Origin of the sequence: Fictibacillus halophilus, assembly GCF_016401385.1 — a bacterium.
GTDB lineage: Bacteria > Bacillota > Bacilli > Bacillales > Fictibacillaceae > Fictibacillus > Fictibacillus halophilus.
On sequence record NZ_JAEACF010000001.1, the window covers coordinates 2195619 to 2220996 of the forward strand.

Genomic DNA, 25378 nt, shown 5'->3' on the forward strand with positions numbered 1-25378 from the left:
CATTTAAAAAGTATGAAGAATATGACGGATAAACAATAAAAAAAAGCCCATTTTCATACATGGGCTTCTTTAGAAAAACTTTTTAATTGTTTCTTTAGCTCTTCACTCCATTTTACGGGTCGTCCATTTTTTCTAGAAATCTGTACGATGGCACCTCTACCTGTAAATACAGGAAGCTGCTTCTCGTTTATCCCTAAGTAATGGATGTCAATTGAAGATGAACCTACTTCATTTATCTTTACATATACTCTTAATTTTTCATCGTACATGATCTGAGCTAAATAATCACATTGAAGGTCTGCAACAACTGGAATCTCCTCAGAATCTGGAGCACCCCAGTCAGTCATCAAACCCAATTCCTTAAACATCGCGATTCGTGATTCTTCCATATAAGTAAAGATATTCGTATTGTTCACGTGGCCAAATCCGTCGATCTCACCAAAACGCACTTGCAATTCGTGATAAAAAGAAAAGCCATTCTGCCACTCATCCATATCTGAAATGTAATCTTGCCTAGCCAAATCTTTTACCGCCTCTCCTATATAGAAATTTTCGTGAATCGCTCTTTTTCAATATCGCTTTTAAAAAAAAGCTTCTCCCTGATGAGAGAAGCTCTGTTTTATACGTTTTAACGATCACTGCCAAAGAAGTTCTTAAATGCTTGGAAGCTTGTATCACGGTTAAGTGCAGCGATTGATGTCGTTAAAGGAATACCTTTAGGACATGATTGCACACAGTTTTGAGAGTTCCCACATTCTGCAAGACCTCCGTCATCCATGATTGCGTTCAAACGTTCCTCTTTATTCATTTCACCAGTTGGGTGAGCGTTAAATAGACGAACTTGCGATAAAGGTGCTGGTCCAATAAAATCAGAATTTGAATTTACGTTCGGACATGCTTCTAAACAAACACCACAAGTCATACATTTTGAAAGTTCATATGCCCACTGACGCTTTGTTTCAGGCATACGAGGACCTGGTCCAAGATCGTACGTGCCATCGATCGGAATCCAAGCTTTAACTCGTTTAAGTGCATCAAACATTCTACTTCTATCGATCGCCAAATCACGGACAACCGGAAATGTTTTCATTGGTTCAAGACGAATCGGCTGTTCTAGCTGATCAACAAGAGCCGTACAAGATTGTCTAGGCTTTCCGTTGATTACCATCGAACATGCTCCACAAACTTCTTCTAAACAACCCATCTCCCAAGTAACGGGAGTCGTAGCTTCCCCTTTCGCGTTAACCGGGTTTCTACGAATTTCCATAAGAGCAGATATTACGTTCATGTTTGGACGATGAGGAATCTCAAACTCTTCTAAATATGGGGCAGTTTCCGGGTTATCCTGTCTTGAGATGACGAATTTCACCATTTTTGTGCTCATTCTTACACCCCTGCCTTCTTCTTAGAATAGTCACGTTTACGTGGCTGGATAAGCGAAACATCTACTTCTTCATATTCGAATTCTGGTCCGTTCGTTGTTGGATTGAATTTCGCTTTTGTTGTTTTTAACCATTGCTCATCATTACGTTCAGGGAAGTCTGGTTTGTAATGTGCTCCACGGCTTTCATCACGGTTAAGGGCCCCGAGCGTAATAACACGAGCAAGCTGAAGCATGTGCCATAGCTGACGAGTAAATGATGCACCTTGATTGCTCCACTTGGATGTATCGTTAATATTGATGTTTTTGTAACGTTGCATCAATTCTTGGATCTTTTCATCCGTTTGTTTTAACTTATCGTTGTATCGTACAACCGTTACGTTGTCTGTCATCCATTCTCCAAGTTCTTTATGGATTACATAAGCATTCTCAGTTCCATCCATAGATAGAATATTGTTGTATACTTCTTGATCTTTTTTCACTTGGTTATCAAATACAGTAGAAGGTACATCCTCAACTGTTTTTTCTAATCCTCTAATGTATCTAACAGCTGACGGGCCTGCTTCCATACCACCAAAAATAGCTGAAAGCAACGAGTTTGCTCCTAATCTATTAGCACCATGATATTGATATTCACACTCACCAGCTGCGAAGAGACCAGGAATGTTCGTCATCTGATCATAATCAACCCACATTCCACCCATAGAATAGTGAACAGCCGGGAAGATCTTCATTGGAACTTTACGAGGATCATCACCCATGAACTTTTCATAGATCTCAATGATTCCACCAAGCTTGATATCAAGCTCTTTAGGATCTTTGTGTGAAAGATCAAGGTATACCATGTTCTCGCCATTGATTCCTAGCTTCAGATCAACACACACATGGAAGATTTCACGTGTAGCGATATCACGAGGAACAAGGTTACCGTATGCTGGATATTTCTCTTCTAGGAAGTACCAAGGCTTTCCGTCTTTATATGTCCAAACACGTCCACCTTCACCACGTGCTGATTCACTCATTAAACGAAGCTTGTCATCACCAGGGATGGCAGTCGGGTGAATTTGAATGAACTCACCGTTCGCATAATAAACACCTTGCTGATAAAGAGCTGATGCTGCTCCACCTGTGTTAATAACAGAGTTCGTCGACTTACCGAAAATGATACCAGGTCCGCCAGTCGCCATAATAACGGCATCTGCAGGGAAACTTACGATCTCCATCGTTTTCAAGTTTTGAGCGGTAATTCCTCGACATTGACCTTCGTCATCAATTACAGCAGATAAGAATTCCCATCCTTCATATTTCGTAACAAGACCTGCTACCTCGTGGCGGCGAACTTGCTCATCTAGTGCATACAATAACTGCTGACCCGTTGTAGCACCAGCGAATGCTGTACGATGGTGCTGTGTTCCTCCGAAACGACGGAAGTCAAGTAATCCTTCAGGTGTTCTGTTAAACATTACACCCATACGGTCCATTAGATGAATAATACCTGGCGCCGCGTCACACATTGCTTTTACAGGAGGTTGATTTGCCAAGAAGTCTCCACCGTATACTGAGTCATCAAAATGCTCCCACGGGGAATCTCCTTCACCTTTTGTATTTACAGCACCGTTTATACCACCTTGAGCACAAACAGAATGCGAACGTTTTACTGGAACAACTGAAAAGAGGTCAACATTAACACCAGCTTCAGCTGCTTTGATTGTAGCCATTAAACCGGCGAGACCTCCGCCAACAACAATTATTTTCTGATTACTCAATTTGTCTCACCCCTTTTAAATGAATGCAAAGATTGTTCTTACGCTAACAATAGCAAGTGCAACGAATACACCCATCGTTACGTATGTTGATATTTTCTGTGAACGAGGCGAAACTGTAAGGCCCCAGCTGACAAAGAACGACCATAATCCGTTAGCAAAATGGAATACTGCTGATAAAACACCTACAAGGTAGAAGGCAACCATAAATGGAGAGCTTAAAATATCTGCCATCATATCAAAGTTCACTTCTTGTCCGAACGCAGCTTGTACACGTGTTTCCCATACATGCCATGCGATAAAAATTAATGTGATAACGCCTGTTACACGCTGAACGAGGAACATCATGTTGCGGAAATAGCCATAGCGGGTAACGTTATTTTTAGCTTGAAACGTAATGTAAAGTCCATACACGGCATGAAACAAAATAGGTAAGTAGATGACAAACGTTTCTAGGAAAATACGAAACGGTAAACTTTCCATAAAATGTGCCGCTTTGTTAAATGCTTCAGCATCTCTCGTTGCAAAATGGTTCACAACTAAATGCTGTACGAGAAAAATCCCAATCGGAATTACTCCTAATAATGAATGAATCCTTCTGTTAATAAAATCTCTACTGCCAGCCATTCTCTTGCCCCCTTCAAATTTAGCCTCTCTCTGGCTGCTAATCTTTGTTCCTCTCCACATGTAAGCGTTTTAAGTTTCCTCTTTTAGAGGATGAGTGTTAAACAATTAGCTTAATTAACTAGCAACATGTCCATTTTACTCCCATCGTTTGACACCGTCAAGAAAACGCTAACAACTAAATACGTAAATTTTCTTGATACACCAACGCTTTTGGAGGTTTAAGATTTTCGACAAATACTGATAGTTGCTATAGAGTTTAAACCGCTTTCCCGTTATAATAAAAATTAGAAAGAAGGGATGCAGAATGTTTAAACAAAAGACAAAGGATGAAAACACCCCTGTAGAACAGCTTTCTGTTTCAGCTTTTGGGTATGAGATCCTTCGAAGCGACTTATTGCCTGAACTTCTTGGCAAACAAGAACGAAATATTCTCTATTGGGCAGGAAGACACTTGGCTAGAAAATATCCTTTACATACGATGGAAGAAGTTCACGCTTTTTTTGTTGAAGCTGGCTGGGGTACTCTTGAAATGATCGAAGCTTCAAAAACAGAGATGAATTTCTCTTTGAACTCTCAATTGATTGTGCAACGAATGGAAAACTTTAATCATCAAACGTTCAGCCTAGAAGCAGGCTTCCTCGCTGAACAGGTTCAGCTGCAAAAAAAATGCACAACAGAAGCTTTAGAATCTATCAAACGAAACAAAGTTTTTATTACTGTTCAATGGGATAAAAAAGATACGATCGAATAACAAAAAGCCGGCGGATTGCCGGCTTTTCAATGTTTAAGATTAGATTTACGTGTTCTGAACGGGAACACGAGCATCTAACTCAAACACATCATGCAGCGTTTCAATTGACTTAATCATATCTTCTTGCTTCACAACGGTTGATACCTTAATCTCAGAGGTGCTGACCATCTTAATCATAATCTCTTGGTCTGACAGAGCTTTAAACATTTTAGCGGCTACGCCAGGATTTGAGATCATACCTGAACCAACGATTGACACCTTTGCCAAACCCTGTTCATAACTGATCGATTCGAAACCTAATTTTGCTTGATGTGCCGCAAGCACTTCTTGTGTAGCAGACAGTGAGTTTGATTCGATCGAGAACGAAATATTTGTTTTCTCTTCATTAAGTACATTTTGAATGATGATGTCTACATTGATACCGTTAGAAGCCAAAATCGTAAACAGTTCAGCTAAAGCGTGTATTTCATTAGGTACTGAAGAGACCGTAATTTTTGTTATGTTTCCTTCAAACGCAAGACCTCTAACCATTAAATTTTGTTCCATAGACACTTCCTCCTCTACTAATGTTCCACGTTCTTCACTCATGCTTGACCTTACTTCTAAGGTAATACTATAGTTTTTAGCAAACTCAACCGCTCTCGGATGTAAAACACCCGCACCGAGGTTCGCCATCTCTAACATCTCATCATAAGAGATCGAAGGTAGTTTTCTAGCTGAATTCACTACACGGGGATCTGTCGTATAAACACCAGTCACATCGGTATAGATGTCACAGCGATCCGCGTTTAAAGCTGCCGCTAGCGCAACGGCTGTTGTATCTGATCCACCTCTGCCAAGCGTTGCGATATCCTTGGTTTCTGGTATAAGTCCTTGAAACCCTGCAACAACCACGATATGGCCATCTTTTAATAAGTCAGAGATTCGCTTTGAATCGATGTCTAGTATTCTTGCATTTGAAAAGGCATCTTCTGTTTGAATGCCCGCTTGCCATCCTGTTAAAGATTGCGCTTTATATCCTTCCTGATGCAGAGCCATCGTCAATAGGGCGATCGTAATCTGCTCTCCTGTCGTAAGAAGCATATCCATCTCCCGTTTAGAAGGGTTATGACTGATACTTGTCGCGAGCTTTACAAGTTCATCTGTTGTTTTACCCATCGCTGAAACCACAACCACGACTTCATTTCCTGCATCTACTTCGTGGATGATTCGTTTTGCAACATTTTGTATTCGCTCAACTGAGCCAACACTAGTTCCGCCAAATTTTTGAACGATTCTCCCCATATTCTCCAATCCCTTCTTGTTGTAAGATTCTATCTCTTTTATTTGAAGACTTTGTTGACGCTAAAAGACCACGTCTACTTAGTTTGCACGTATACTTTCAGGTTTCTTTTTTGAAAGTAAATACAAAAAAGCAACAATAAGGAAAAACCCTATTGTTGCTATAATCCGTAGCAAGCCAAGTTTGTTCCCCCTCGTGAGATAGTCCTCCACACAAACCCTGGGGGGACTTGTGTGACAGCTCTGTATTTATTCAATACAGGTCCAGCATAAAAGGCTAGAAGTCCTTTTACACTTCGGCAAGAATCCCCTTTCCACCATCATCACTAGAGCTTCTTCTCTTCAGATGGGTTACTATTGGTTCCTGCTCCTCTACCATCACTTCATACGAAGCATGGCATATTTATAAAGTTGGATTCATTTTAACAAAGTTAATCACTGGCTGCAACTACTCATTTGATAAAAATGCTTTTTCAATAAGCTCGGCTACTGGTTTAGGCACACCTGCTGCTTGAATCTCATCAACAGTAGCTTCTTTTAACTTCTTTAACGATCCAAAGTGGCGAAGAAGCATCTTTTTACGTTTGTCGCCAATGCCAGCAATGCTGTCTAATGTTGATTCAAACATACTTTTAGATCGGACTTTTCGATGGAAAGAAATCGCAAACCTATGAACTTCATCTTGAATTCGTTGCAAAAGATAGAATTCCTGACTGTTTCTGGCCAAGTGTATCATCTCTGGAGGATCGCCAATCCATAGCTGTGAGGTTCTATGTTTTTCATCTTTTGATAGACCTGCTACAGGGATAAATAAGTTTAGCTCGTTTTCTAACACATCTTGAGCTGCTGATATCTGCCCTTTTCCGCCATCGATCAGAATTAAATTAGGAAGCTCTCCTTCCTCTCTTAACACCCTCGTATATCTTCGGCGAACAACTTCTTTCATAGAAGCATAATCATCTGGTCCTTCTACAGATTTGATCTTGTATTTTCGATAATCCTTTTTATAAGGTTTACCATCAACAAAAACAACCATAGCAGAAACAGGATCTGTTCCATGAATATTCGAGTTATCGAACGCTTCAATACGATAAGGTGCAGCAATTCCAATTCTCTCACCAAGGTTCTCAACAGCTTTAATCGTTCTCGCTTCATCTTGCTCGATCAGAGCAAATTTTTCGTGAAGAGCTAAAGACGCGTTTTTGGTTGCTAACTCCACTAGCTCTTTCTTTTGTCCTTTTTTTGGTTGCAATACTTTCACTTGAAGAAGTTCCGACACAAGATGTGCATCCACTTCTTGTGGAAGTAGGATCTCTTTAGGCAGAAGATGATTTTTTTGCAGATAGAACTGACCGATAAAGGTTAGCAGGTCTTCATTCGCCTCGCCATAAAACGGAAAGACAGAAATATCTCTAGCGATTACCTTACCTTGTCTGATGAAGAAGACCTGTACACACATCCAGCCTTTATCAAAATGGTAGCCAAACACGTCTCGATCTACTAAATCTGCTGTCATCATCTTTTGCTTTTCCATAACAGCTTCGATGTGCTGAATCTGATCTCGAAGCTCTTTTGCGCGTTCAAAGTTCAATGCTTCAGACGCTTCTAGCATCTTTTCCGATAGCTCATTTTTAACGTCCTGATAACCGCCGTTTAGAAATTTTACGATGCCGTCAACCATCTTTTTATTTTCTTGTTCGGTTACATCATATACGCAAGGTCCTAAACATTGTCCGATATGATAATACAGACACACACGTTTAGGCATCGTGTCACACTTTCGAAGTGGAAAGATGCGATCTAACAGTTTTTTCGTTTCTTGGGCAGCATAAGCGTTCACGAAAGGACCAAAATATTTTCCACCGTCTTTTTTAATCTTCCGTATATATAGAAGTCTTGGCTGCTTTTCAGCAGTGATCTTTAAGTATGGATAGCTCTTATCATCTTTAAGCATAACGTTATAACGAGGGTCATGCTTTTTTATTAAATTCATCTCGAGGACTAATGCTTCCATCTCAGTAGAAGTTACAATGTATTCAAAATCTCTGATCTCACTTACCAGTCTTTGAGTTTTGCCATCATGTGTCCCAGAAAAATAAGACTTCACACGATTCTTTAACACCTTCGCCTTACCAACATAGATAACTTTCCCGAACTCATTCTTCATGAGATAGCAGCCCGGTTGGTCTGGAAGCAACATTAATTTTTGTTTTACAGAAATAGAGGTCAATTTCTTCCCCCCTTCACTCTTAGCAGTCTTTTCTACTATCATATCATGTATCAACGTGTTCATAATACTATCGTGATTTTAATACCACATATTTTCATTTATCGACAATATTTCCTAGAAAATATTGATCAGTTCGAAAAAAATCATAAAAAAAAGCCCGAACAACGGGCTTTTTTCTGGCAAAGCTTATTTATGTTTGTTTAAAAGTTCAACTAAAGCTTCTTTCGGTTGGAAACCGACAACTTGATCAACCACTTGACCGTCTTTGAATACAAGTAGAGTTGGAATACTCATAACACCGTATTTACCAGCTGTTTCTTGGTTTTCATCTACATCAAGCTTAACTACTTTTACTTCTTCCATTTCTTGATCTACTTCTTCAAGAACAGGAGCGATCATTTTACAAGGTCCGCACCATGGTGCCCAAAAGTCAGCAAGTACTAAACCTTCGTTCGTTTCTGTATTAAATGTTTGATCTGACGCATTAACAATAGCCATTTATTTGGCCCTCCTTTTAAATAACAAAGTGTAAACAAAGTATATCCCACAAATGTTACAGTTGCTAATAGTTTGCTCAACTTTATGGTACCCAAGTTTTTAATTGGACAAACGTGATATCGTAGCACTCGTTTCAAGATGTTTCTGACAGTTAAACAATTCACATGTCCAATCGTTTTCTGCACTAAGATTAAAAACCGAATACGACGTATTATTAAGACCATACCAGCGATCCGTATCGTCTTGTAGTAGCTCTTTAAAGATCCTTACGAGTAAAGCGCCATGGCTAATAATCAATACCTTTTCATTCTTATGCTTTTGAATAATGTCTTGTAACGCCGCTTTCCAACGAAGATCAGCATCCTCATTAGTTTCCCTGCCTAACTCAAGCTCCATCCAATTTTCTCCCCAGCGTTCGACTCGTTCAATCTCAGTGGTGCCTTCTGTTTCTCCGAAAGAGATCTCGCGAAGCCTTTCATCAGCTATCACGTTTATACCTGTTATTCCACTAATAGCCTCAGCTGTTTTATAGGCTCTAAGAAGTGGACTCGCATATATAGCATCCCATTTCTCATCTGCAAACCTTTTTGCTAAACGTTCTGCTTGATACTTTCCATTGTCGTTAAGCGGGATATCTTTACAGCCTTGCGCTCTTTTTTCAGTATTCCAATCCGTTTCACCGTGACGAATGAATGCAATTGTAGTCATCATACACCTTCCTTGTTTCCAAAATTGAAAAAAACGTCCAGAAAAACGGACGTTTTCATGCATTTACGTTCTATTATACTAACACTTTTTTAAACTCTTCTGTTAATAATGGAACGACTTCAAACAGGTCACCAACGATTCCATAGTCTGCTACCGAGAAGATGCTAGCTTCTGGATCTTTGTTGATCGCAACGATTACTTTAGAGTTGGACATTCCAGCTAGATGCTGAATGGCTCCAGAGATCCCACAAGCGATATACAGATCAGGCGTTACAACTTTACCCGTTTGACCGATCTGCAATGAATAATCACAATAATCGGCGTCACATGCACCTCGAGATGCCCCTACTGCTGCTCCAAGTACATCTGCAAGTTCTTGAAGAGGTTTGAAGCCATCTTCAGATTTCACACCTCGACCACCGGCAACAATGATCTTTGCTTCTGCTAAATCTACGCCTGTAGAGGCTTTGCGAACTACTTCTTTAACAATCGTTCTTAAGTCTTTAATATCAACAGAAACTGATGTTACATCACCGGAACGAGATTCATCCTTCTCTAATGGTGCGATGTTGTTCGGACGAATCGTAACGAACACTAAACCATCCGAGATTAGTTTCTTTTCAAAAGCTTTTCCTGAATAGACAGGGCGAGTAAACACCGTGTTCTCACCCGCTTGCTCAAGTCCTGTAACATCTGAGATCAGTCCAGATTCTAGACGAGCTGCAAGTCGTGGAGAAAGATCTTTTCCTAAAGATGTGTGTCCAAATACGATAGCTTCAGGGCTTTCTTCATCGATAATCTGCTTTAATGTTTGGAAATAGCCATCTGGTGTATAGTTCGCTAGTTTTTCGTTTTCCGCTGTAAGTACACGGTCAGCTCCATAGTGAATTAATTCAGTTGCTAAAGACTGAACGGAGTCACCACATAATACTGCGAATACTTCTCCGCCGCCAGAGATTTCTTTTGCTGCTGCAATTGCTTCGAATGAAACATTACGTAACGCACCGTCACGGGATTCTGCAAGTACTAAAACTTTTTTTGCCATGATGACTCCTCCTTATATTACCTTCGCTTCGTTTCTTAACAGAGATACAAGTTCTCTTACTTGGTCTGGCGTTTCACCTGATAGGATTTTTCCAGCTTCCTTTTTCGGTGGAAGATATACTTCCACTGTTTTTGTTTTCGCTTCAACGTCATCCTCATCAATATCAAGATCGTCTAACTCCAACGTTTCAAGAGGCTTTTTCTTTGCCTTCATGATTCCTGGTAACGAAGGATAACGAGGCTCATTCAATCCTTGTTGTGCTGTCACCAATAATGGAAGCGATGTTTCAATCTTCTCAAGATCTCCTTCAACATCGCGCTCGATGTTTACAGTTGTACCGTTTACTTCAATCTTCGTGATGGTTGTTACATGCGGAATATCTAGTAATTCTGCTAAACGCGGCCCAACCTGACCAGTACCGTTATCAATCGCAACGTTTCCGCCTAGAATAATGTCATATTCTTTATCTTTAAAGTAAGCTGCTAAAACTGACGAAGTTGTGAATTGATCTTGGCTGTCCAGATCTTCGTTTGAAATTAGAACCGCTTGGTCTGCTCCCATAGCTAATGCTGTACGAAGCTCTTTTTCAGAATCTTCGTCTCCAACCGTTACAACCGTAACAGTACCACCATGAGCATCTTTTAACGTGATCGCTTCTTCAATCGCATATTCGTCATATGGATTAATAATGAATTCTGCACTGTCTTCAGAAATCTTATTGTTTGAAACAGAAATTTTTTCCTCTGTATCAAAAGTACGTTTTAAAATTACAAAAATGTTCATGGTTACCCTCCTAGTTTATCGGTCCTGAAATTCAGGCTTTCTTTTTTCAATAAATGCCGAGATTCCTTCTTGTCCATCAAAACTTTTAAAAGCTTTTCCAAACAGTTCTTGTTCTTTCTCTGCACCTTTTTCATAGAGTCCATGTCTCGCATAATGCAACAACTCTAAAGTGTACTTAATAGAGACAGCACTCTTCATAGAAAACTCTTCAGCCATTTTGTAAGCCTTTTCAAAAAGTTCTTCTGTTGGATAAGAGCTGTTTGCTAAACCAAAGGTGACAGCATCTTTTCCTGAGATCGGCTTACTGGAAAGGAGCATCTCACAAGCTTTAGGTACACCTACAAGCTGTGGCAGTCTTTGCGTTCCTGCAAATCCTGGAACTAGTCCTAGTGTGAGCTCAGGAAGACCAAGTTTCGCATCTTCAGCCACTAGCCTTACGTGGCAGCTCATCGCAAGTTCTAGTCCACCACCAAGCGCAGCTCCATGAATCGCTGCAATTACTGGTTTTGAAAACTGTTCAATTCGGCTGAAAACATCTTGCCCTTTTTTCCCAAGCTCTGCAAAACCTTTTTCATCAGTAACTTCTGTAAACTCTTTGATGTCTGCTCCAGCAGAAAAGAAGCGTCCTTCTCCTAAAATAACAATTGCTTTAACAGAGTTATCATTTTCGATCTGATCTAAAGCTTTATCGATCTCTTCGATCACTCCAGTTGATAATGCATTGGCTGGCGCACGATTAAGTTTGATCGTTGCCACTTTATTTTGTTTTTCGATTTGTAAGAATTCCAACTTCGTATTCCCTCCTTTTTTGAAAATCAATCATCCGGATTTACAGACCGAACGGACAGACCGTTTACAAGCATCTGATGTACGGGACCAGCAAGAGCAGGTAGATCATAACGATGATCGTTCATTACCCAGTTTGTTGCTGTTTCGTCAATTGTTCCAAAGATCATCTGACGAGCCAATCTGTAATCCATGTTCTTAACAAAAACACCTTCATGCATTCCATCTTTCAAGATAGAGTCGATTAAATCTAAGTACCTCTTTAATACTTCACCGATTTTTGCACGAAGTTGTCTGTTTGTCTGCCTGAGTTCTAGCTGTGTTACGATTGATAGTTCAAAATCAGCAGTCAGTTGCTTAAAGTGCATCTCAACAAGAATTCTAAGCTTCTCAATCGCTGAATCGTTACTTTTTAGCTCGTTTTCTGTTTTTTCGATAAAGGTCCCCATTTTCTCATTAAAAACAGAAACAAGCAGATCCTCTTTATTTTTAAAATATAGATAGATGGTGCCGTCAGCGACACCTGCTTCTTTCGCTATCTTTGAAACCTGGGATTGATGGTAGCCATGTTCTGCAATCACATTTACGGCTGCATCGATTATTTTTTCGTATTTTGGACCTTTACGTTTCATTTCTATCGCCTCTTTTTGTATAACACAATCACCTTTTCAAAAATGAATGATTGTTCATTCATAATTGTAAAACAAATCTTTCTTTTCTGTCAATTTCATTATGTCATTTTTTCTATACATTTTACAAGTTTAACTTAAAGTTAACGTTTTTCATTTTTCTTTTAATGATATTTTCACATAGAAAAAGCCGCCAGGTGGCAGCTTTCACGAGCTTTGTTTTGCTTTCTCACGTTCTTCTTCCAAAAGAACTCTTCTTAAGATCTTGCCTACCATCGTCTTTGGAAGCTCTTGTCTGAACTCATAAAGCCTAGGTACTTTAAAGGACGCAAGATGTTCTCGGCAGAATTTATTCAGCTCTTCTTCCGAACATTCTGCTCCTTCCTTTAACACAACAAAAGCTTTAACCGTTTCTCCTCTGTATGCATCAGGCACACCGACTACTACAGCTTCTTTTACTTTTTCGTGTTCATATAAAACTTCTTCTACCTCCCGAGGATAAATATTAAATCCTCCAGCGATGATCAAATCTTTTTTACGATCCACGATGTAAAAGTAACCTTTTTCATCCATATAACCCATGTCACCAGTAATCAACCAATCTCCTCTGAATACAGATGCGGTTTCTTCTGGTTGGTTCCAATAGCCTTTCATCACTTGAGGGCCTCTTACAGCTAACTCTCCGATCTCTCCTGGCTCCGCCCATTCGCCGGTCTCAGCTGAGATGATGGCTGCTTCGGTGTTCGGCCAAGGCAATCCAATACTGCCTCTTACCTGATCGCCATAAATAAGATTCGCATGTGTAACAGGTGAAGCCTCTGTAAGTCCATACCCCTCTACCAATGACCCTGAAATGACAGCTTGGAATTTTTGTTGTACTTCCAGCGGTAGAGCAGCCGAGCCGCTTATACATGCTTGAATGGATGAAAGATCGTATTTTTTTAGATCTGGATGGTTCAGAAGTGCGATATACATAGTCGGAGCGCCCGGAAATAGGGTTGGTCGTTCCTTATGAATCGTCTTCAAAACTTGCGCTGGATCAAACCTTGGCAGGATGATCATCTCTGCTTTCGTTATGATACCAAGGTTCATTACACACGTCATACCATATACATGGAAGAAAGGCAGAGCCCCGAGAATCTTTTCTTTTCCCTCTCTGTTTTTATACATCCATGTATTGCACTGCAACGCATTCGTCACTAAATTTTTGTGAGTAAGCATCACACCTTTTGCTGGACCCGTTGTACCTCCAGTGTACTGTAACAACGCAAGATCCTCATCAGGATTAACCTCTACTTGAGGCTTCACTGGTTGAGAACGTTTCTGCAGATCTCGAAAAGAATGAACTTCATGATTGTACGTAATATCAACTACTACAGTTGGATTCTGCCTCTTTTGGATAAAAGGATAGATTAAATTCTTAGGAAAGGGCAGATAATCCTTCACAGACGTCATGATGATGTGTTCAATGTTTGTATCTCCGCGAACGGCTGAAATTCTTCCAAACAAAAGATCTAATCCCACAATGACTTTAGCCCCGCTGTCTGATAACTGATGGCGTAACTCTCTCTCCGTGTAAAGAGGATTCGTCTGCACAACAATTCCGCCTACAAAAAGCGTACCGTAATAGGCGATGACTGCCTGCGGGCAGTTAGGCAGCATGATGGCAACACGATCACCTTTTTTTACACCGAGCGTTGTTAGAGCATGTGCAAAGCGTAAACTGCATTCATGGAGCTCACCGAATGTTAGAGTCTTACCTAAAAAATGCACAGCAGTTTTATCTGTTTTTTCTTCTGCTGCTGATTCTAAATACGCGAATAAAGGTTTGCTGTCGTAATCAAGATGTCCCGGAATCTCACTAGGGTAACTGTTGAGCCACCGTCTTTCCACTTGCATCTCCTCCTTTAATTCACGCCTTCCTTCAAAATTTCTATATCTTTATTCCTATTATATTGAAAACGTATACAATTTTATATACTTTTTTAAAAATTATAAATAATTCAATAATACGGTTCTAAATCTGTTTTTTGAGCACAAGCAAAAATATTTTTGTTGCGATTTCATCGTAGGGTTTGAAAGTAGTTGATTTCCGCTCCAGGTTGCTCGCTTTCCGCGGGGCAGGCGGTGAGCCACATTCGTACGTTTCACTTTTAAGTGTCTCACCTGCCCGCCTGTCCCGCAGGAGTCGGCAACCTTGCGCTCCAATCAACTTGCATGAAGATAAATTCATAAGATCAACATTCCTATAAAGTATTGATAAGTAACAAGCAAACCAACAGTAGCGATCTTTCTTTTAAAGAATATCGGGCAAGAAAAAACCAGCTCTCCGAATCGAGAACTGGTTTTGAAATTTTAAGCAAAAAAGAATAAGTAGATAAGTCCTGCAGCGATAAATACACCGCTTAATACGAACAACACTTTAAATAACGTTTCCATATCTTTTCCCTTCAGCTATTCGATTCCTTCACCGATTACAAAAGATAAACCAATTGAGATGATCATTGATATGAAACCAACTGCTCGGTTATCATTCTCGATCTCTTTATCGATCTGAAACTTTGGGGTTAAGAATTCAAAGATAAAATAACCGATCAAGAGCAGGATAAACCCATAAGCACTCCACGTTATCATCATAAGTATGGAATCATTTTGAGCGATTGAGTAACGGAAGATGTTCGCGATTCCGAAAATCTTCCCTCCCGTAGCCATAGCAACGGATAAGTTTCCTTTCTTGATCTCGACCCAATTTTTATAACGCGTAACCAGTTCAAACACAGCCAAAAAGACGACTAGACATAGCACGACAACGCTATAGTTTGCTGCTGTTTTAATAAAAGCGTTACTCATAAAATCCATTCAACAATACCCCTTTGTAAACGGCTTGGTTTAATTCCCTTTACTACTTCAATACAGCGACTGTTACTCCGCCTCCGCCTTCACCAGCTGCACCCATACGAGTGGATTTAACATTTCGATGCGTTTTCAATAGCTCTTGAACACCTTTTCTTAGTGCACCTGTCCCTTTACCATGAATGATATATACTTGGTTGAAACCAGCTAGAAGCGCTTCATCCAGATATCGATCCACCTCTAACATGGCATCTTCATACCGTTTACCTCTTAAGTCAAGTTCTGGGCGAGAAGAATCGGAGTTTCCTGATACTTTTACGAATGAACGCGGTTCAGGTTTCGGTTTACTTTGTTTAACCCACTCTAAATCTTTTTCAGATACATTCATCTTTAGAATTCCTATCTGAACTTGGTATTCGTTGTTGCTTACTTTTTCAACGATATGTCCTTTTTGACCTACAGTAAGTACCCGCACTTCGTCACCAGGAACATATTCTTGCTTTGTAGATACAGCTTTTACCTTTTTGTTCTTGGCTTTTGATTTTGGAACAGCTTCTTCTAATCTCTTTTTCGCTTCAATCAGTTTATGTTCTTTGATCTGTCCACCTGATTTTTGAAGTTCACGAATTTCATGAATGATCTCTTCTGCCGTTTCACGTGCTTTTTCGATCGCCTTTTCCGCCTCCTGCTTTGCTTTTTCATAAAGACGATCTTTTTCATTCTGAAACAGTTCGAGTTCTCTTTCTAGATCACCCTTGATAGACTCTGCTTCTTTTCTTCTGTTCTCTGCTTCTTCCATCTCTTTTTCTGCTTTTTTACGATTATCTTCTAAAGACTTTATCATATTATCAATCTTGTTCTCGTCTTCACTAATCTGAGAGCGAGCTGAATCAATGATATCCTGTCTTAGTCCGAGTCTTTTAGAGATCTCAAAGGCGTTACTTCGTCCTGGCACACCCACTAATAAACGATAAGTAGGTCTTAACGTCTGCACATCAAATTCTACAGAAGCATTCATAACACCCGGACGGTTGTAAGCATATGCTTTTAGCTCACTATAATGCGTTGTGGCTACAACACGTGCTCCTCTGGCAAACACGAAGTCTAGAATCGAAATAGCGAGGGCTGCTCCTTCTTGAGGATCGGTCCCGGCTCCTAGTTCATCAAAAAGCACGAGTGATTCAAAGTCGATCTTATTTAAGATGTCTACGATGTTGACCATATGTGAAGAAAACGTACTCAATGATTGTTCAATAGATTGTTCATCACCTATGTCAGCATAGATATTCTTAAAGACAGCCATTTCCGATTCTTCTCCAGCAGGTATCTGCAGGCCACATTGTGCCATAAGAGTAAGAAGTCCGATGGTTTTTAGAGTAACCGTTTTACCACCTGTATTGGGACCTGTTATGACGAGTGATTGATACTCGCCTCCTAACATCACACTCGTTGGAACAACTGTTTCTTGATCGAGCAGAGGATGTCGGCCACTATTCAGGGATATAAATCCTTTGTCATTCATAATCGGACGCGTACATTTTAGCTCATTGGCAAATCTAGCTTTTGCTAGTATAAAATCCATCTCTGCTAAAATATCGACGTTCAACAAAATATCATCAGCATGTTCTGCGACTCCAACAGTGAGTTCTCTTAAAATCTTCTCTACTTCACGTGCTTCTTTCGCTTTAGTTTCTTTTACTTGATTGTTAACCGTCATAACAGATTGAGGTTCAATAAACAAAGTCGCTCCACTCGCTGATTGATCATGAACCATTCCGCCAAAATTACCTCTGTACTCTTGTTTAACGGGAATAACGAATCGATCGTTACGAATTGTTATGATCGAGTCAGATAACATTTTTTGATAACTAGATGATCTGACGATTGATTCCAGCTTTTCTCTTACACGCGTTTCAAATGTACGCAACTGCTGGCGAATCGCACGAAGTTCTGGACTAGCACTATCCATCATATGTCCATTGTCATCAATACAGCTTTTGATTTCTTGTTCTAGCTCATGAAGAGGAATGATGTTTTCTGCTGCATTCTTAAGGATACGCAGTTCAATACCATCCTCAACCAAGCCCTCGATAAATCTCTTGAAACGTCTACCACCATAAAGAGTAGAAGCGATATCCATCAAATCTTCTTCATTTAGCAGACTACCAATCTTTGATCGTTTAACATTTGAAGAAACATCAAAGATTCCGCCGAATGGAACTTGTCCTTTTAATCGAAGAACCTTTACTCCTTCATCTGTGGCATCTTGAGCCTCGTTTACTTCTTCAAGTGTTGTAAACGGCATTAAAGAATTAATCTTATTTAGTCCAAGTGAGCAGCTTGCATGCTTTTTTAGACGATCGATCACTTTTCTTAGTTCTAAAACACGCAGCATTTTATCTTGCATATTCTTTCCTCCTGATCCCAGGACCTAGAGCTATTTTTTACGGTTCAAATAGGTTTCAAGTTCTTTTAAAGTCATTGTGTTTAACACATTGCCTTTTCTAATGTAACCTTTACGGGCAACCGCTGCTCCAATCTCCATATGTTTCATCGTGTCTTTATAATGTGCATCTGTATTGATCGCGACCTTAACCCCAAGTTCTTGAGCTTTCTTCAGCCATTGGGGAGCAAGGTCAAGTCTGTTAGGGTTTGCATTCAACTCAACAGCCGTACCTGTTTCAAAAGCAAGTTGCAGCAGCATTTCAACATCCACGTCATAACCTTCTCTGCGTCCAATCAGACGTCCCGTTGGATGAGCGATAAGATCAACTTTCTTATGTGTTAACGCCGTCTTCAAACGGTTCATAATCTTGTTTTGATTTTGAGAGAACGATGAATGGATGCTTGCAATAACAAAATCCATCTCTTCTAATAATTCATCATCATAATCAAGTGTACCATCTGGGAGAATATCCATCTCAATTCCCGCAAGTATCTTAAAATCAGTATACTTTTTATTTAATTTATTAATCTCTTGCCGCTGCATACGTACTCTCTCGGGAGTTAGGCCGTTCGCTACTCGTAAGTATTGAGAATGATCTGTAATCGCCATATATTCATAGCCTTTGCTTCGCGCTTCCTCAGCCATTTCTTCGATCGAGAACGCCCCATCGCTCCAAGTAGAATGCAGATGAAGATCTCCTTTTATATCGGATAACTGAATCAGTTCATGACCATCCTTAAATAGCTCTATTTCTTCACCCGTCTCTCTCGCTTCAGGCGGAATCCAACTTAAGGAGAAATGAGCATAGAAATCCTCTTCCGTTTCAAACGTAAGAATTTCACCTGTTTCTATATTTTCTACACCATATTCGCTGATCTTTTCGCCTCTCGCCTTTGCGAGCTGACGCATTTTAACGTTATGCTCCATCGACCCCGTAAAATGATGAAGTGTGGTAGCAAACTGATGGGGTTGAACAATACGAAAGTCAACGGATACAGAGAGCTTTTCATCAAGTACGAGAGAAACCTTTGTATCTCCGCTTGCAATCACATCAATGACTCCATGAAGTTCCAATAGTTGTTGCTTCACTTCACTTGGATGATTACTTGAAATAATAAAATCCAAGTCTTTGATCGTTTCCCGGTAACGCCTGAGACTTCCTGCTCTAGAGTATTTCTCAATATTTTTCATTCTTTCTAACTGAGATTCTATTTTTTCTGCAATAGGAAGCATGTATGCAATAGGAAGCCTCTCTGGTCTTTTCCCAAGATCTTTTAACGATGCTAAGATCTTCTCTTCGGTTTTAGCGCCAAACCCTGCCAATTCTCTCACTTTACCATTTTCACATGCTTCTTTTAGAGATTCAATATTCGTTACACCTAACTCGGAATAAAGTTTAGCGATTTTCTTACCTCCGAGATTTGGAACCTGCAGCAGTGTAATCAATTCAGACGGTACTTTTTCCTGAAGTTCAACTAAAAGATCCGACTTCCCCTTTTCTATCATTTCAATAATTACGGAAGCTGTTCCTTTGCCGATTCCTTTCAGTTTTGACACATCACTGATCTCATCCATCGTTCGCTCATCACTCTCAAGAGCGTTCGCTGCTTTACGATAAGCGGAAACTTTAAACGAATTCTCACCTAAGATTTCAAGATACAGAGCAATCTGTTCAAGTGCGCGTACTACCTCTTTTTTATTTACCATAATGAGCTCACCTCTATTTTCATTGTCATGCTAGTATGATAATGGCTTTTATAATTTGTGATATTATCCCTAAAGCACTTTACACTCTTGCTTCATCGACCAGAGTTGATTGTAGCGTAAGGTTGCTGACTCCTGCGGGGCAGGTGAGACACTTATACGAGAAACGTACGAATGTGGTTCACCGCCTGCCCCGCGGAAAGCATGCAACCTGAATCAAGAACACCTGAGTATAAACTGCAAAGAAAAAAACTTCTCCGCGTTGGGAGAAGTTATGCCATATGTTTCATCCACATTTCCTTTACGGACTCAGAAAATACGGGGGTGTTTTTGACCATTCCCTGTGCGATCGATGAATTTTCATAATGAGCTTGAAAGGCTTCAATCGGAACTAATGTTGCGATATATAATAAAATAAACACGATTAAATAGACTTCTACAAATCCTAATAAACCACCTAGCCACCTGTTGAACGTATGAAGAATCGGTAAGTTTGCAAGAAAATCAAGCATAGATCCAAGAATCTGTAAGATGATCTTAGTGGCGAAGAACAGGATAGCAAAGGCAATCGCATTATAATAAGCTTGTTCAAGTGATATGCTGTTCATTAAAAAAGATACAGAACTATCATTTGAAGAAGGGTATGGAATCCACAACTCTAACTTTGGCGCAAGTTCATCGTAATACAGATAAGCAACGATATATGCTGCTATAAATCCGACCAAATGGACGAGCTGCATGATGAAGCCTCTTTTTAAACCGATTAAAAATCCACCTGCTAATATGATAATCAATATTAAATCCAACATTCTAACTTTCCTCTTTTCCAATTCGCTGTTGCAATTTTTTCAGCTCTTCTTTAATCTTTAAATATTCGTTCATTGTATTTACTGCTGTAAGTACAGCTAGTTGTTTCGTGTCGAGAAACCGGTTATGAGATTGAATCTCTCTCATTTTCAAGTCTACTTTATCAGCTACTAAATGAATGTGGCTGGAGGATTCGGTCCCTGCAATTACATATCGTTGTCCATAGATTTCGACCGTCGTACGGTTTTTCTTTTTCTCTTCCGCCACAAAATAACCTCCTTAACATACAAAGGATCATTCATTTAATGAATACTCTAATCTTTATCTTATCAAATATCGTTCATAGTTGAAAATATTTCTGTTCTATTGTAGCGTTTTTTTGATATATTTGGAAATCTCTTCATTTTTAGGAGGATCAATATCATGTCTCACGTTGTTAAAAAAATGACAAATACAGAAATACTTAAAATGAAAAAAGAACTCACATCCGTTTTATCAGCTAAAACGCCACCTGGAGCTGTTTTTACAGCAAAACTCTCAGATTGCACGGTTACAGCATACCAGTCAGGCAAAGTCCTGTTTCAAGGAAAGGGTGCAGAGGCTGCTTCTCAAAAATATTCGGGTGAAGTTTCCGTCCCTAAAGAGAAAAGTAAAACGGTGAAACCGCCTCATCAGTATGCCCCACCACAGAACGCAGCAGAATTATCGATGATCGGAAGTGACGAAGTTGGAACGGGAGATTATTTTGGACCTATGACGGTTGCCGCCGCATACGTTTCTAGAGCTAATCTTGAACTCGTAAAAGAACTGGGTGTGAAAGATTCCAAGCACTTAAATGACAAACAGATTATTCAGATCGCAAAGGAACTGATCCATACCGTTCCATACTCACTTCTCGTGCTGAATAATGAGAAGTATAACGAACTTCAGCAAAAAGGTATGACGCAAGGAAAGATTAAGGCGATCCTTCATAACCGAGCTCTGCAAAATGTAAAGGCAAAAATTGAAGGTGAAGAGATCGAAGGTATATTAGTCGATCAGTTCTGTGAACCTGGTGTTTACTTTAACTACTTAACAAGAGAGAAGAACCTTTTAAAAGAAGGGCTTTATTTTGCTACAAAAGGTGAATCGATCCACCTAGCCGTTGCTGCTGCTTCAATCTTAGCCAGATATAGCTTTTTAAAAGAAATGGATAAGCTAGGGCACCGTTTTAATACCGTTATTCCAAAAGGGGCAGGTCCACACGTGGATGTAAAGGCGGCTGAGCTCGTTGAAAAATATGGAGAGACTGTTTTTGATACCGCAACAAAGAAACATTTTGCAAATACACAAAAAGCCTTGAAACTATTAAGCAAAAAACGAAGTTAGCTAGGAGTAGCTATTAAAAAAACCGGTTCATCAATAGATGAGCCGGTTTTTTGTGGTTTATTTTCTTAGCTGAGCGCCAAAGCGTTCTTCTAAGCTCTTTAATACGCGGTTATGCGCCGTTACTACTTCTTCATCGGTTAATGTTCGTTCCGGATCAAAATATTTCAGTGAGAAGGCAAGTGATTTCTTACCTGCTTCCATCTTATCACCTTCATACAGATCAAAAAGATTTACTTCTTTTAACAATTCTCCACCTGCAGCTTGAATCACAGTTGTCAGGTCTCCTGCTGGAAGTTCTTGATCAACAACAAGAGCGATATCACGTGTAATGGAAGGATAACGCGGCAATGTTTGATAGATCATCTGATCTGTTTCTTTCTCTAAAAGACTAGTTGCGTTCAACTCGAACACATACGTATCTTTTACATCCAAGTCTTTTTGAAGAGCTGGGTGAAGCTGACCAACAAACCCTACAGAAATTCCATCGAGCTTCACGATCGCCGTTCTTCCTGGATGCATGTTTTCAATTTCTCCAGCTTCATAGGTGATACGTTCAGAAAGATTCAATTCACCCATCAGACCTTCTAGAATACCTTTTAATACATAAAAATCAACAGTCTTTCTTTCCCCTTGCCATAGATGCTCGTTAAATACACCTGTAACAGCGCCTGAAACGAACACATATTCCTCAGGAAGATCCGTTAATACTTCTTGGCGATTGATGAAGACAGATCCCATCTCATAAATAGCCAGATCTTCCATCGAACGATTTCTGTTGTATTGAAGCACTTCAAGAAGTTGTGGCAATAAGCTCATTCTTAACGTACTGCGTTCTTCACTCATTGGATGTGCAACTGAGATCGGATATACTTTCTCATTGCTAAATGAAAAATGAGTAGACTTTGCAGGAGTAGTCAATGCATAAGTTACGGCTTGATATAGCCCTGCACCTTCTAGATACGTTCGAATATTACGGCGTTGCGCTTGATTCTTCGTTAGCCCACCAGGACGAGCCTCCGATAAAAGGTACGTAGTTGGGATGCGATCATATCCATAGATACGTCCTACTTCCTCGATTAAATCCGCTTCAATCGTTATGTCTGGTCTACGTGAAGGAACGTTTACTTCGAACTGTCCGTCTGACTCTTTATATGCAAAACCTAAACGGTTAAAGATCGATGCGGTCTGTTCTGATGTGATCTCTGTTCCTAGAAGATTATTCATTCTAGAAACGTCCATCTTAACGCTGTATGAGTTAACTTCGCGCTTACCTGCTTCAACGATCCCTTCAGCAACTTTGCCTCCAGCAAGTTCAGCCATAAGGCTAGCTGCTCTCATTGCAGCTGCAAATACACGGTTACGATCGATGCCTTTTTCATACCTTGAACTTGCTTCACTGCGTAAACCAAGATCTTTAGAAGCTGCTCTTACTCGACCTGAAGTAAAATACGCTGCTTCTAAAAGAACGTTTGTTGTGTCAGATTGAACTTCGCTCGTTGCTCCGCCCATAACACCTGCTACTGCAATCGGATCTTTTCCGTTTGTGATTACTAAGTGAGTATCCTTAAGTTTACGATCCTGATCATCAAGCGTTTGAATGTGTTCACCTTCTGTAGCCCGTCGGATGACAATCTCTTTTGAACCTAATCGGTTGTAGTCAAAGGCATGTAATGGCTGACCATACTCAAGAAGTACATAGTTTGTGATATCAACAATGTTATTGATCGGACGAATGCCAGATGCCATCAGACGATTCTGCATCCAAAGTGGAGAAGGACCAATCTTAACATCACGAATGATCATCGCTCCGTAATATGGATTATCTTCAAGAGATTCAATTTGAACAGAAATAAAATCTTCTGCCTTTTCTTCTGTTGTTTTGATCGATGTGTTTGGAAGTTTCACTTCTTGTTCTAAAATAGCTGCTACTTCATTTGCAACACCGATCACGTTCAGACAATCAGCTCGGTTCGGAGTAAGACCAAGTTCCAATACATGATCATTCAGATTCAAGTATTCTAGAGCATCACTTCCAGGCTCTGCGTCAGATGGCATCACAAAGATTCCTGTTGCATATTCTTTTGGTACTAATTTTGTATCAACACCTAGTTCCGTAAGCGAACAAATCATACCGTGAGATTCTTCACCACGTAGCTTTGCTTTTTTTATTTTAAAGTTACCTGGAAGCACAGCACCAGGTACAGCCACAGCCACTTTTTGGCCTTGAGCTACGTTTGGTGCACCGCACACGATCTGTGAGACTTCACCTTGACCAACATCCACTTTACAAACTCTAAGCTTGTCAGCGTTAGGATGTTGGATGCATTCTTCAACATATCCAACAACTACTCCACTGATTCCTTTATTTAATGACTCGACCATCTCGACTTCAATACCGCTTTTTGTAATCTTATCTGCGAGCTCAGACGGTGAGATTTCTACATTTACATATTCTTTTAGCCAGTTATAAGAGATTAGCATATAATTCCCCTCCTCAAGTTATGCATTTTTGAATTGTTTTAAAAACCGGATATCGTTCGCATAGAAATGACGAATATCATCAATTCCATATTTGAGCATCGCGATACGCTCAGGTCCCATACCAAATGCAAAACCTGTGTATTTCTTTGAATCGAACCCTGCCATCTCAAGTACGTTCGGATGAACCATACCTGCTCCTAAGATCTCGATCCAACCTGTTTGCTTACAGATTGAACAGCCCTTTCCGCTACACTTAAAGCAAGAGATATCCATTTCAACAGATGGTTCTGTAAAAGGGAAGAAACTTGGACGAAGACGAATTTTACGATCTTCACCGAACATTTTCTTAGCGAAGGTTTCAAGAACACCTTTTAAGTCACTTAAACGAACATTTTGGTCAACAACAAGGCCTTCGATCTGCATGAACTGATGAGAGTGTGTAGCATCATCGTTATCTCTTCGGTAAACCTTACCTGGAGAAATGATTTTCACTGGTCCTTCTCCCTCATGCTTTTCCATCGTACGTGCTTGAACAGGTGACGTTTGTGTACGAAGAAGAATATCCTCTGTAATAAAGAATGAGTCCTGCATATCTCGAGCAGGGTGCCCCTTTGGCAAGTTTAGAGCTTCAAAATTGTAATAATCTGTTTCTACTTCTGGACCTTCAGCGATTGTAAAGCCCATGCTTAAGAACAGATCTTCAATCTCCGTAACAACAGCTGTTAGTGGATGTGGATTTCCTTTCTTAACAGGTCTTCCTGGTAATGAAACATCGATGGTTTCTTTTGAAAGTTTTTCAGCAATCGCTGCATTTTCAAGCGCGCTTTGTTTTTTATCTAATTCCTGTTGGATACTGTCACGAACTTCGTTGGCATAAGCACCAATAACAGGTCTTTCTTCAGCAGACAATTTCCCCATCCCTTTTAATACTTCAGTAATAGGTCCTTTCTTTCCTAAATAAGCTACCTTAACAGCTTGCAGATCTTTTAAATCTTGGGCTTCTTTGATCTGGCCGATCGCTTCTACTTTTAGAGCTTCTAAACGGTCTTTCACCGTGCAACCCCTCCTTAAAAATATAAAAAACTCCTCATCCAATAAGGGACGAGGAGTTCGCGGTACCACCCAATTTAACAATGAAAAATACACTGTTCACTTCATTTTAATAACGGCTCTTCACCGGTCATCCCTACTAAACGTTTCAGGTGACAACTCAGGAGTGAATTCAATAACACCTACC

22 protein-coding genes, 1 riboswitch and 1 other annotated feature (1 of these 24 running past the window's edge) are annotated in these 25378 nt (G+C 40.0%); of the genes, 2 read left to right on the forward strand and 20 right to left on the reverse strand.

Annotated elements, in window-relative coordinates; genetic code table 11:
• Positions 1-53 precede the first annotated feature (53 nt).
• The 4 genes from I5J82_RS11465 to I5J82_RS11480 form a co-directional block, all read right to left on the reverse strand.
• Positions 54-521 (reverse strand): acyl-CoA thioesterase, encoded by a 468-nt coding sequence (locus I5J82_RS11465; protein WP_198767955.1) that lies wholly within the window; start codon positions 519-521, stop codon positions 54-56.
• Between the two features lie 107 nt (positions 522-628).
• On the reverse strand, positions 629-1384 hold the full coding sequence (sdhB, locus tag I5J82_RS11470) for a succinate dehydrogenase iron-sulfur subunit (RefSeq protein ID WP_198767956.1): 756 nt from the start codon (positions 1382-1384) through the stop codon (positions 629-631).
• Between the two features lie 2 nt (positions 1385-1386).
• Positions 1387-3147 carry a succinate dehydrogenase flavoprotein subunit gene (gene sdhA, locus I5J82_RS11475; protein ID WP_198767957.1) on the reverse strand — a complete coding sequence of 587 codons (1761 nt, stop codon included), beginning with the start codon at positions 3145-3147 and terminating at the stop codon, positions 1387-1389.
• 15 nt (positions 3148-3162) lie between these two features.
• Entirely contained in the window at positions 3163-3771 is a 609-nt protein-coding gene (locus tag I5J82_RS11480; protein WP_066396658.1) for a succinate dehydrogenase cytochrome b558 subunit, read from the reverse strand.
• Between the two features lie 304 nt (positions 3772-4075).
• Between I5J82_RS11480 and I5J82_RS11485 the strand changes: the two genes are divergently transcribed.
• Positions 4076-4522: a YslB family protein gene (locus I5J82_RS11485; RefSeq protein ID WP_198767958.1), complete on the forward strand. Its 447-nt coding sequence runs from the start codon at positions 4076-4078 to the stop codon at positions 4520-4522.
• A gap of 45 nt (positions 4523-4567) precedes the next feature.
• Here I5J82_RS11485 and I5J82_RS11490 read toward each other — a convergent pair whose 3' ends face one another.
• From I5J82_RS11490 to zapA, 14 genes are all read right to left on the reverse strand, one after another.
• Complete coding sequence (locus I5J82_RS11490) at positions 4568-5806, reverse strand: aspartate kinase (protein WP_198767959.1); 1239 nt, start codon at positions 5804-5806, stop codon at positions 4568-4570.
• A gap of 191 nt (positions 5807-5997) precedes the next feature.
• Positions 5998-6186, reverse strand: a riboswitch (Lysine riboswitch).
• A 65-nt stretch (positions 6187-6251) separates the two neighbouring features.
• A complete protein-coding gene (uvrC, locus tag I5J82_RS11495) occupies positions 6252-8003 on the reverse strand; it encodes an excinuclease ABC subunit UvrC (protein WP_233096624.1) in 1752 nt (583 codons plus the stop codon).
• A gap of 216 nt (positions 8004-8219) precedes the next feature.
• The gene (gene trxA / locus I5J82_RS11500; RefSeq protein ID WP_066396676.1) at positions 8220-8531 is read right to left on the reverse strand and encodes a thioredoxin; all 312 of its coding nucleotides are present in this window, start codon (positions 8529-8531) and stop codon (positions 8220-8222) included.
• A 99-nt stretch (positions 8532-8630) separates the two neighbouring features.
• Positions 8631-9239: a histidine phosphatase family protein gene (locus I5J82_RS11505; protein ID WP_198767960.1), complete on the reverse strand. Its 609-nt coding sequence runs from the start codon at positions 9237-9239 to the stop codon at positions 8631-8633.
• A 73-nt stretch (positions 9240-9312) separates the two neighbouring features.
• Positions 9313-10284, reverse strand: a complete 972-nt coding sequence (locus I5J82_RS11510; protein ID WP_198767961.1) for an electron transfer flavoprotein subunit alpha/FixB family protein — start codon at positions 10282-10284, stop codon at positions 9313-9315.
• 12 nt (positions 10285-10296) lie between these two features.
• Positions 10297-11067, reverse strand: a complete 771-nt coding sequence (locus I5J82_RS11515) for an electron transfer flavoprotein subunit beta/FixA family protein (protein WP_198767962.1) — start codon at positions 11065-11067, stop codon at positions 10297-10299.
• Between the two features lie 15 nt (positions 11068-11082).
• Positions 11083-11856: an enoyl-CoA hydratase gene (locus I5J82_RS11520; protein WP_198767963.1), complete on the reverse strand. Its 774-nt coding sequence runs from the start codon at positions 11854-11856 to the stop codon at positions 11083-11085.
• A gap of 26 nt (positions 11857-11882) precedes the next feature.
• Positions 11883-12485, reverse strand: a complete 603-nt coding sequence (fadR, locus tag I5J82_RS11525; RefSeq protein WP_144698717.1) for a fatty acid metabolism transcriptional regulator FadR — start codon at positions 12483-12485, stop codon at positions 11883-11885.
• A gap of 204 nt (positions 12486-12689) precedes the next feature.
• Complete coding sequence (locus I5J82_RS11530) at positions 12690-14381, reverse strand: AMP-binding protein (RefSeq protein ID WP_198767964.1); 1692 nt, start codon at positions 14379-14381, stop codon at positions 12690-12692.
• Between the two features lie 555 nt (positions 14382-14936).
• The gene (locus tag I5J82_RS11535) at positions 14937-15341 is read right to left on the reverse strand and encodes a DUF350 domain-containing protein (protein WP_066396690.1); all 405 of its coding nucleotides are present in this window, start codon (positions 15339-15341) and stop codon (positions 14937-14939) included.
• A 43-nt stretch (positions 15342-15384) separates the two neighbouring features.
• The gene (locus tag I5J82_RS11540; protein ID WP_198767965.1) at positions 15385-17742 is read right to left on the reverse strand and encodes an endonuclease MutS2; all 2358 of its coding nucleotides are present in this window, start codon (positions 17740-17742) and stop codon (positions 15385-15387) included.
• Between the two features lie 30 nt (positions 17743-17772).
• Positions 17773-19488 (reverse strand): DNA polymerase/3'-5' exonuclease PolX, encoded by a 1716-nt coding sequence (gene polX / locus I5J82_RS11545; RefSeq protein ID WP_233096467.1) that lies wholly within the window; start codon positions 19486-19488, stop codon positions 17773-17775.
• Positions 19489-19757: 269 nt separating this feature from the next.
• Positions 19758-20294 (reverse strand): CvpA family protein, encoded by a 537-nt coding sequence (locus I5J82_RS11550; protein ID WP_198767966.1) that lies wholly within the window; start codon positions 20292-20294, stop codon positions 19758-19760.
• A gap of 1 nt (position 20295) precedes the next feature.
• Positions 20296-20559, reverse strand: a complete 264-nt coding sequence (gene zapA, locus I5J82_RS11555; protein WP_144698705.1) for a cell division protein ZapA — start codon at positions 20557-20559, stop codon at positions 20296-20298.
• Positions 20560-20715: 156 nt separating this feature from the next.
• Here zapA and rnhC point away from each other — a divergent pair, with 156 nt between their 5' ends.
• Positions 20716-21660: a ribonuclease HIII gene (rnhC, locus tag I5J82_RS11560; RefSeq protein ID WP_198767967.1), complete on the forward strand. Its 945-nt coding sequence runs from the start codon at positions 20716-20718 to the stop codon at positions 21658-21660.
• A 57-nt stretch (positions 21661-21717) separates the two neighbouring features.
• On the opposite strand, the gene pheT is transcribed toward rnhC, so the two are convergent.
• Together pheT and pheS are read right to left on the reverse strand one after the other, a co-directional pair.
• Positions 21718-24141, reverse strand: a complete 2424-nt coding sequence (gene pheT, locus I5J82_RS11565) for a phenylalanine--tRNA ligase subunit beta (protein ID WP_198767968.1) — start codon at positions 24139-24141, stop codon at positions 21718-21720.
• Positions 24142-24159: 18 nt separating this feature from the next.
• Complete coding sequence (gene pheS, locus I5J82_RS11570) at positions 24160-25194, reverse strand: phenylalanine--tRNA ligase subunit alpha (protein ID WP_198767969.1); 1035 nt, start codon at positions 25192-25194, stop codon at positions 24160-24162.
• A 41-nt stretch (positions 25195-25235) separates the two neighbouring features.
• Positions 25236-25378, reverse strand: a binding site (T-box leader) (it continues 79 nt past the right edge of the window).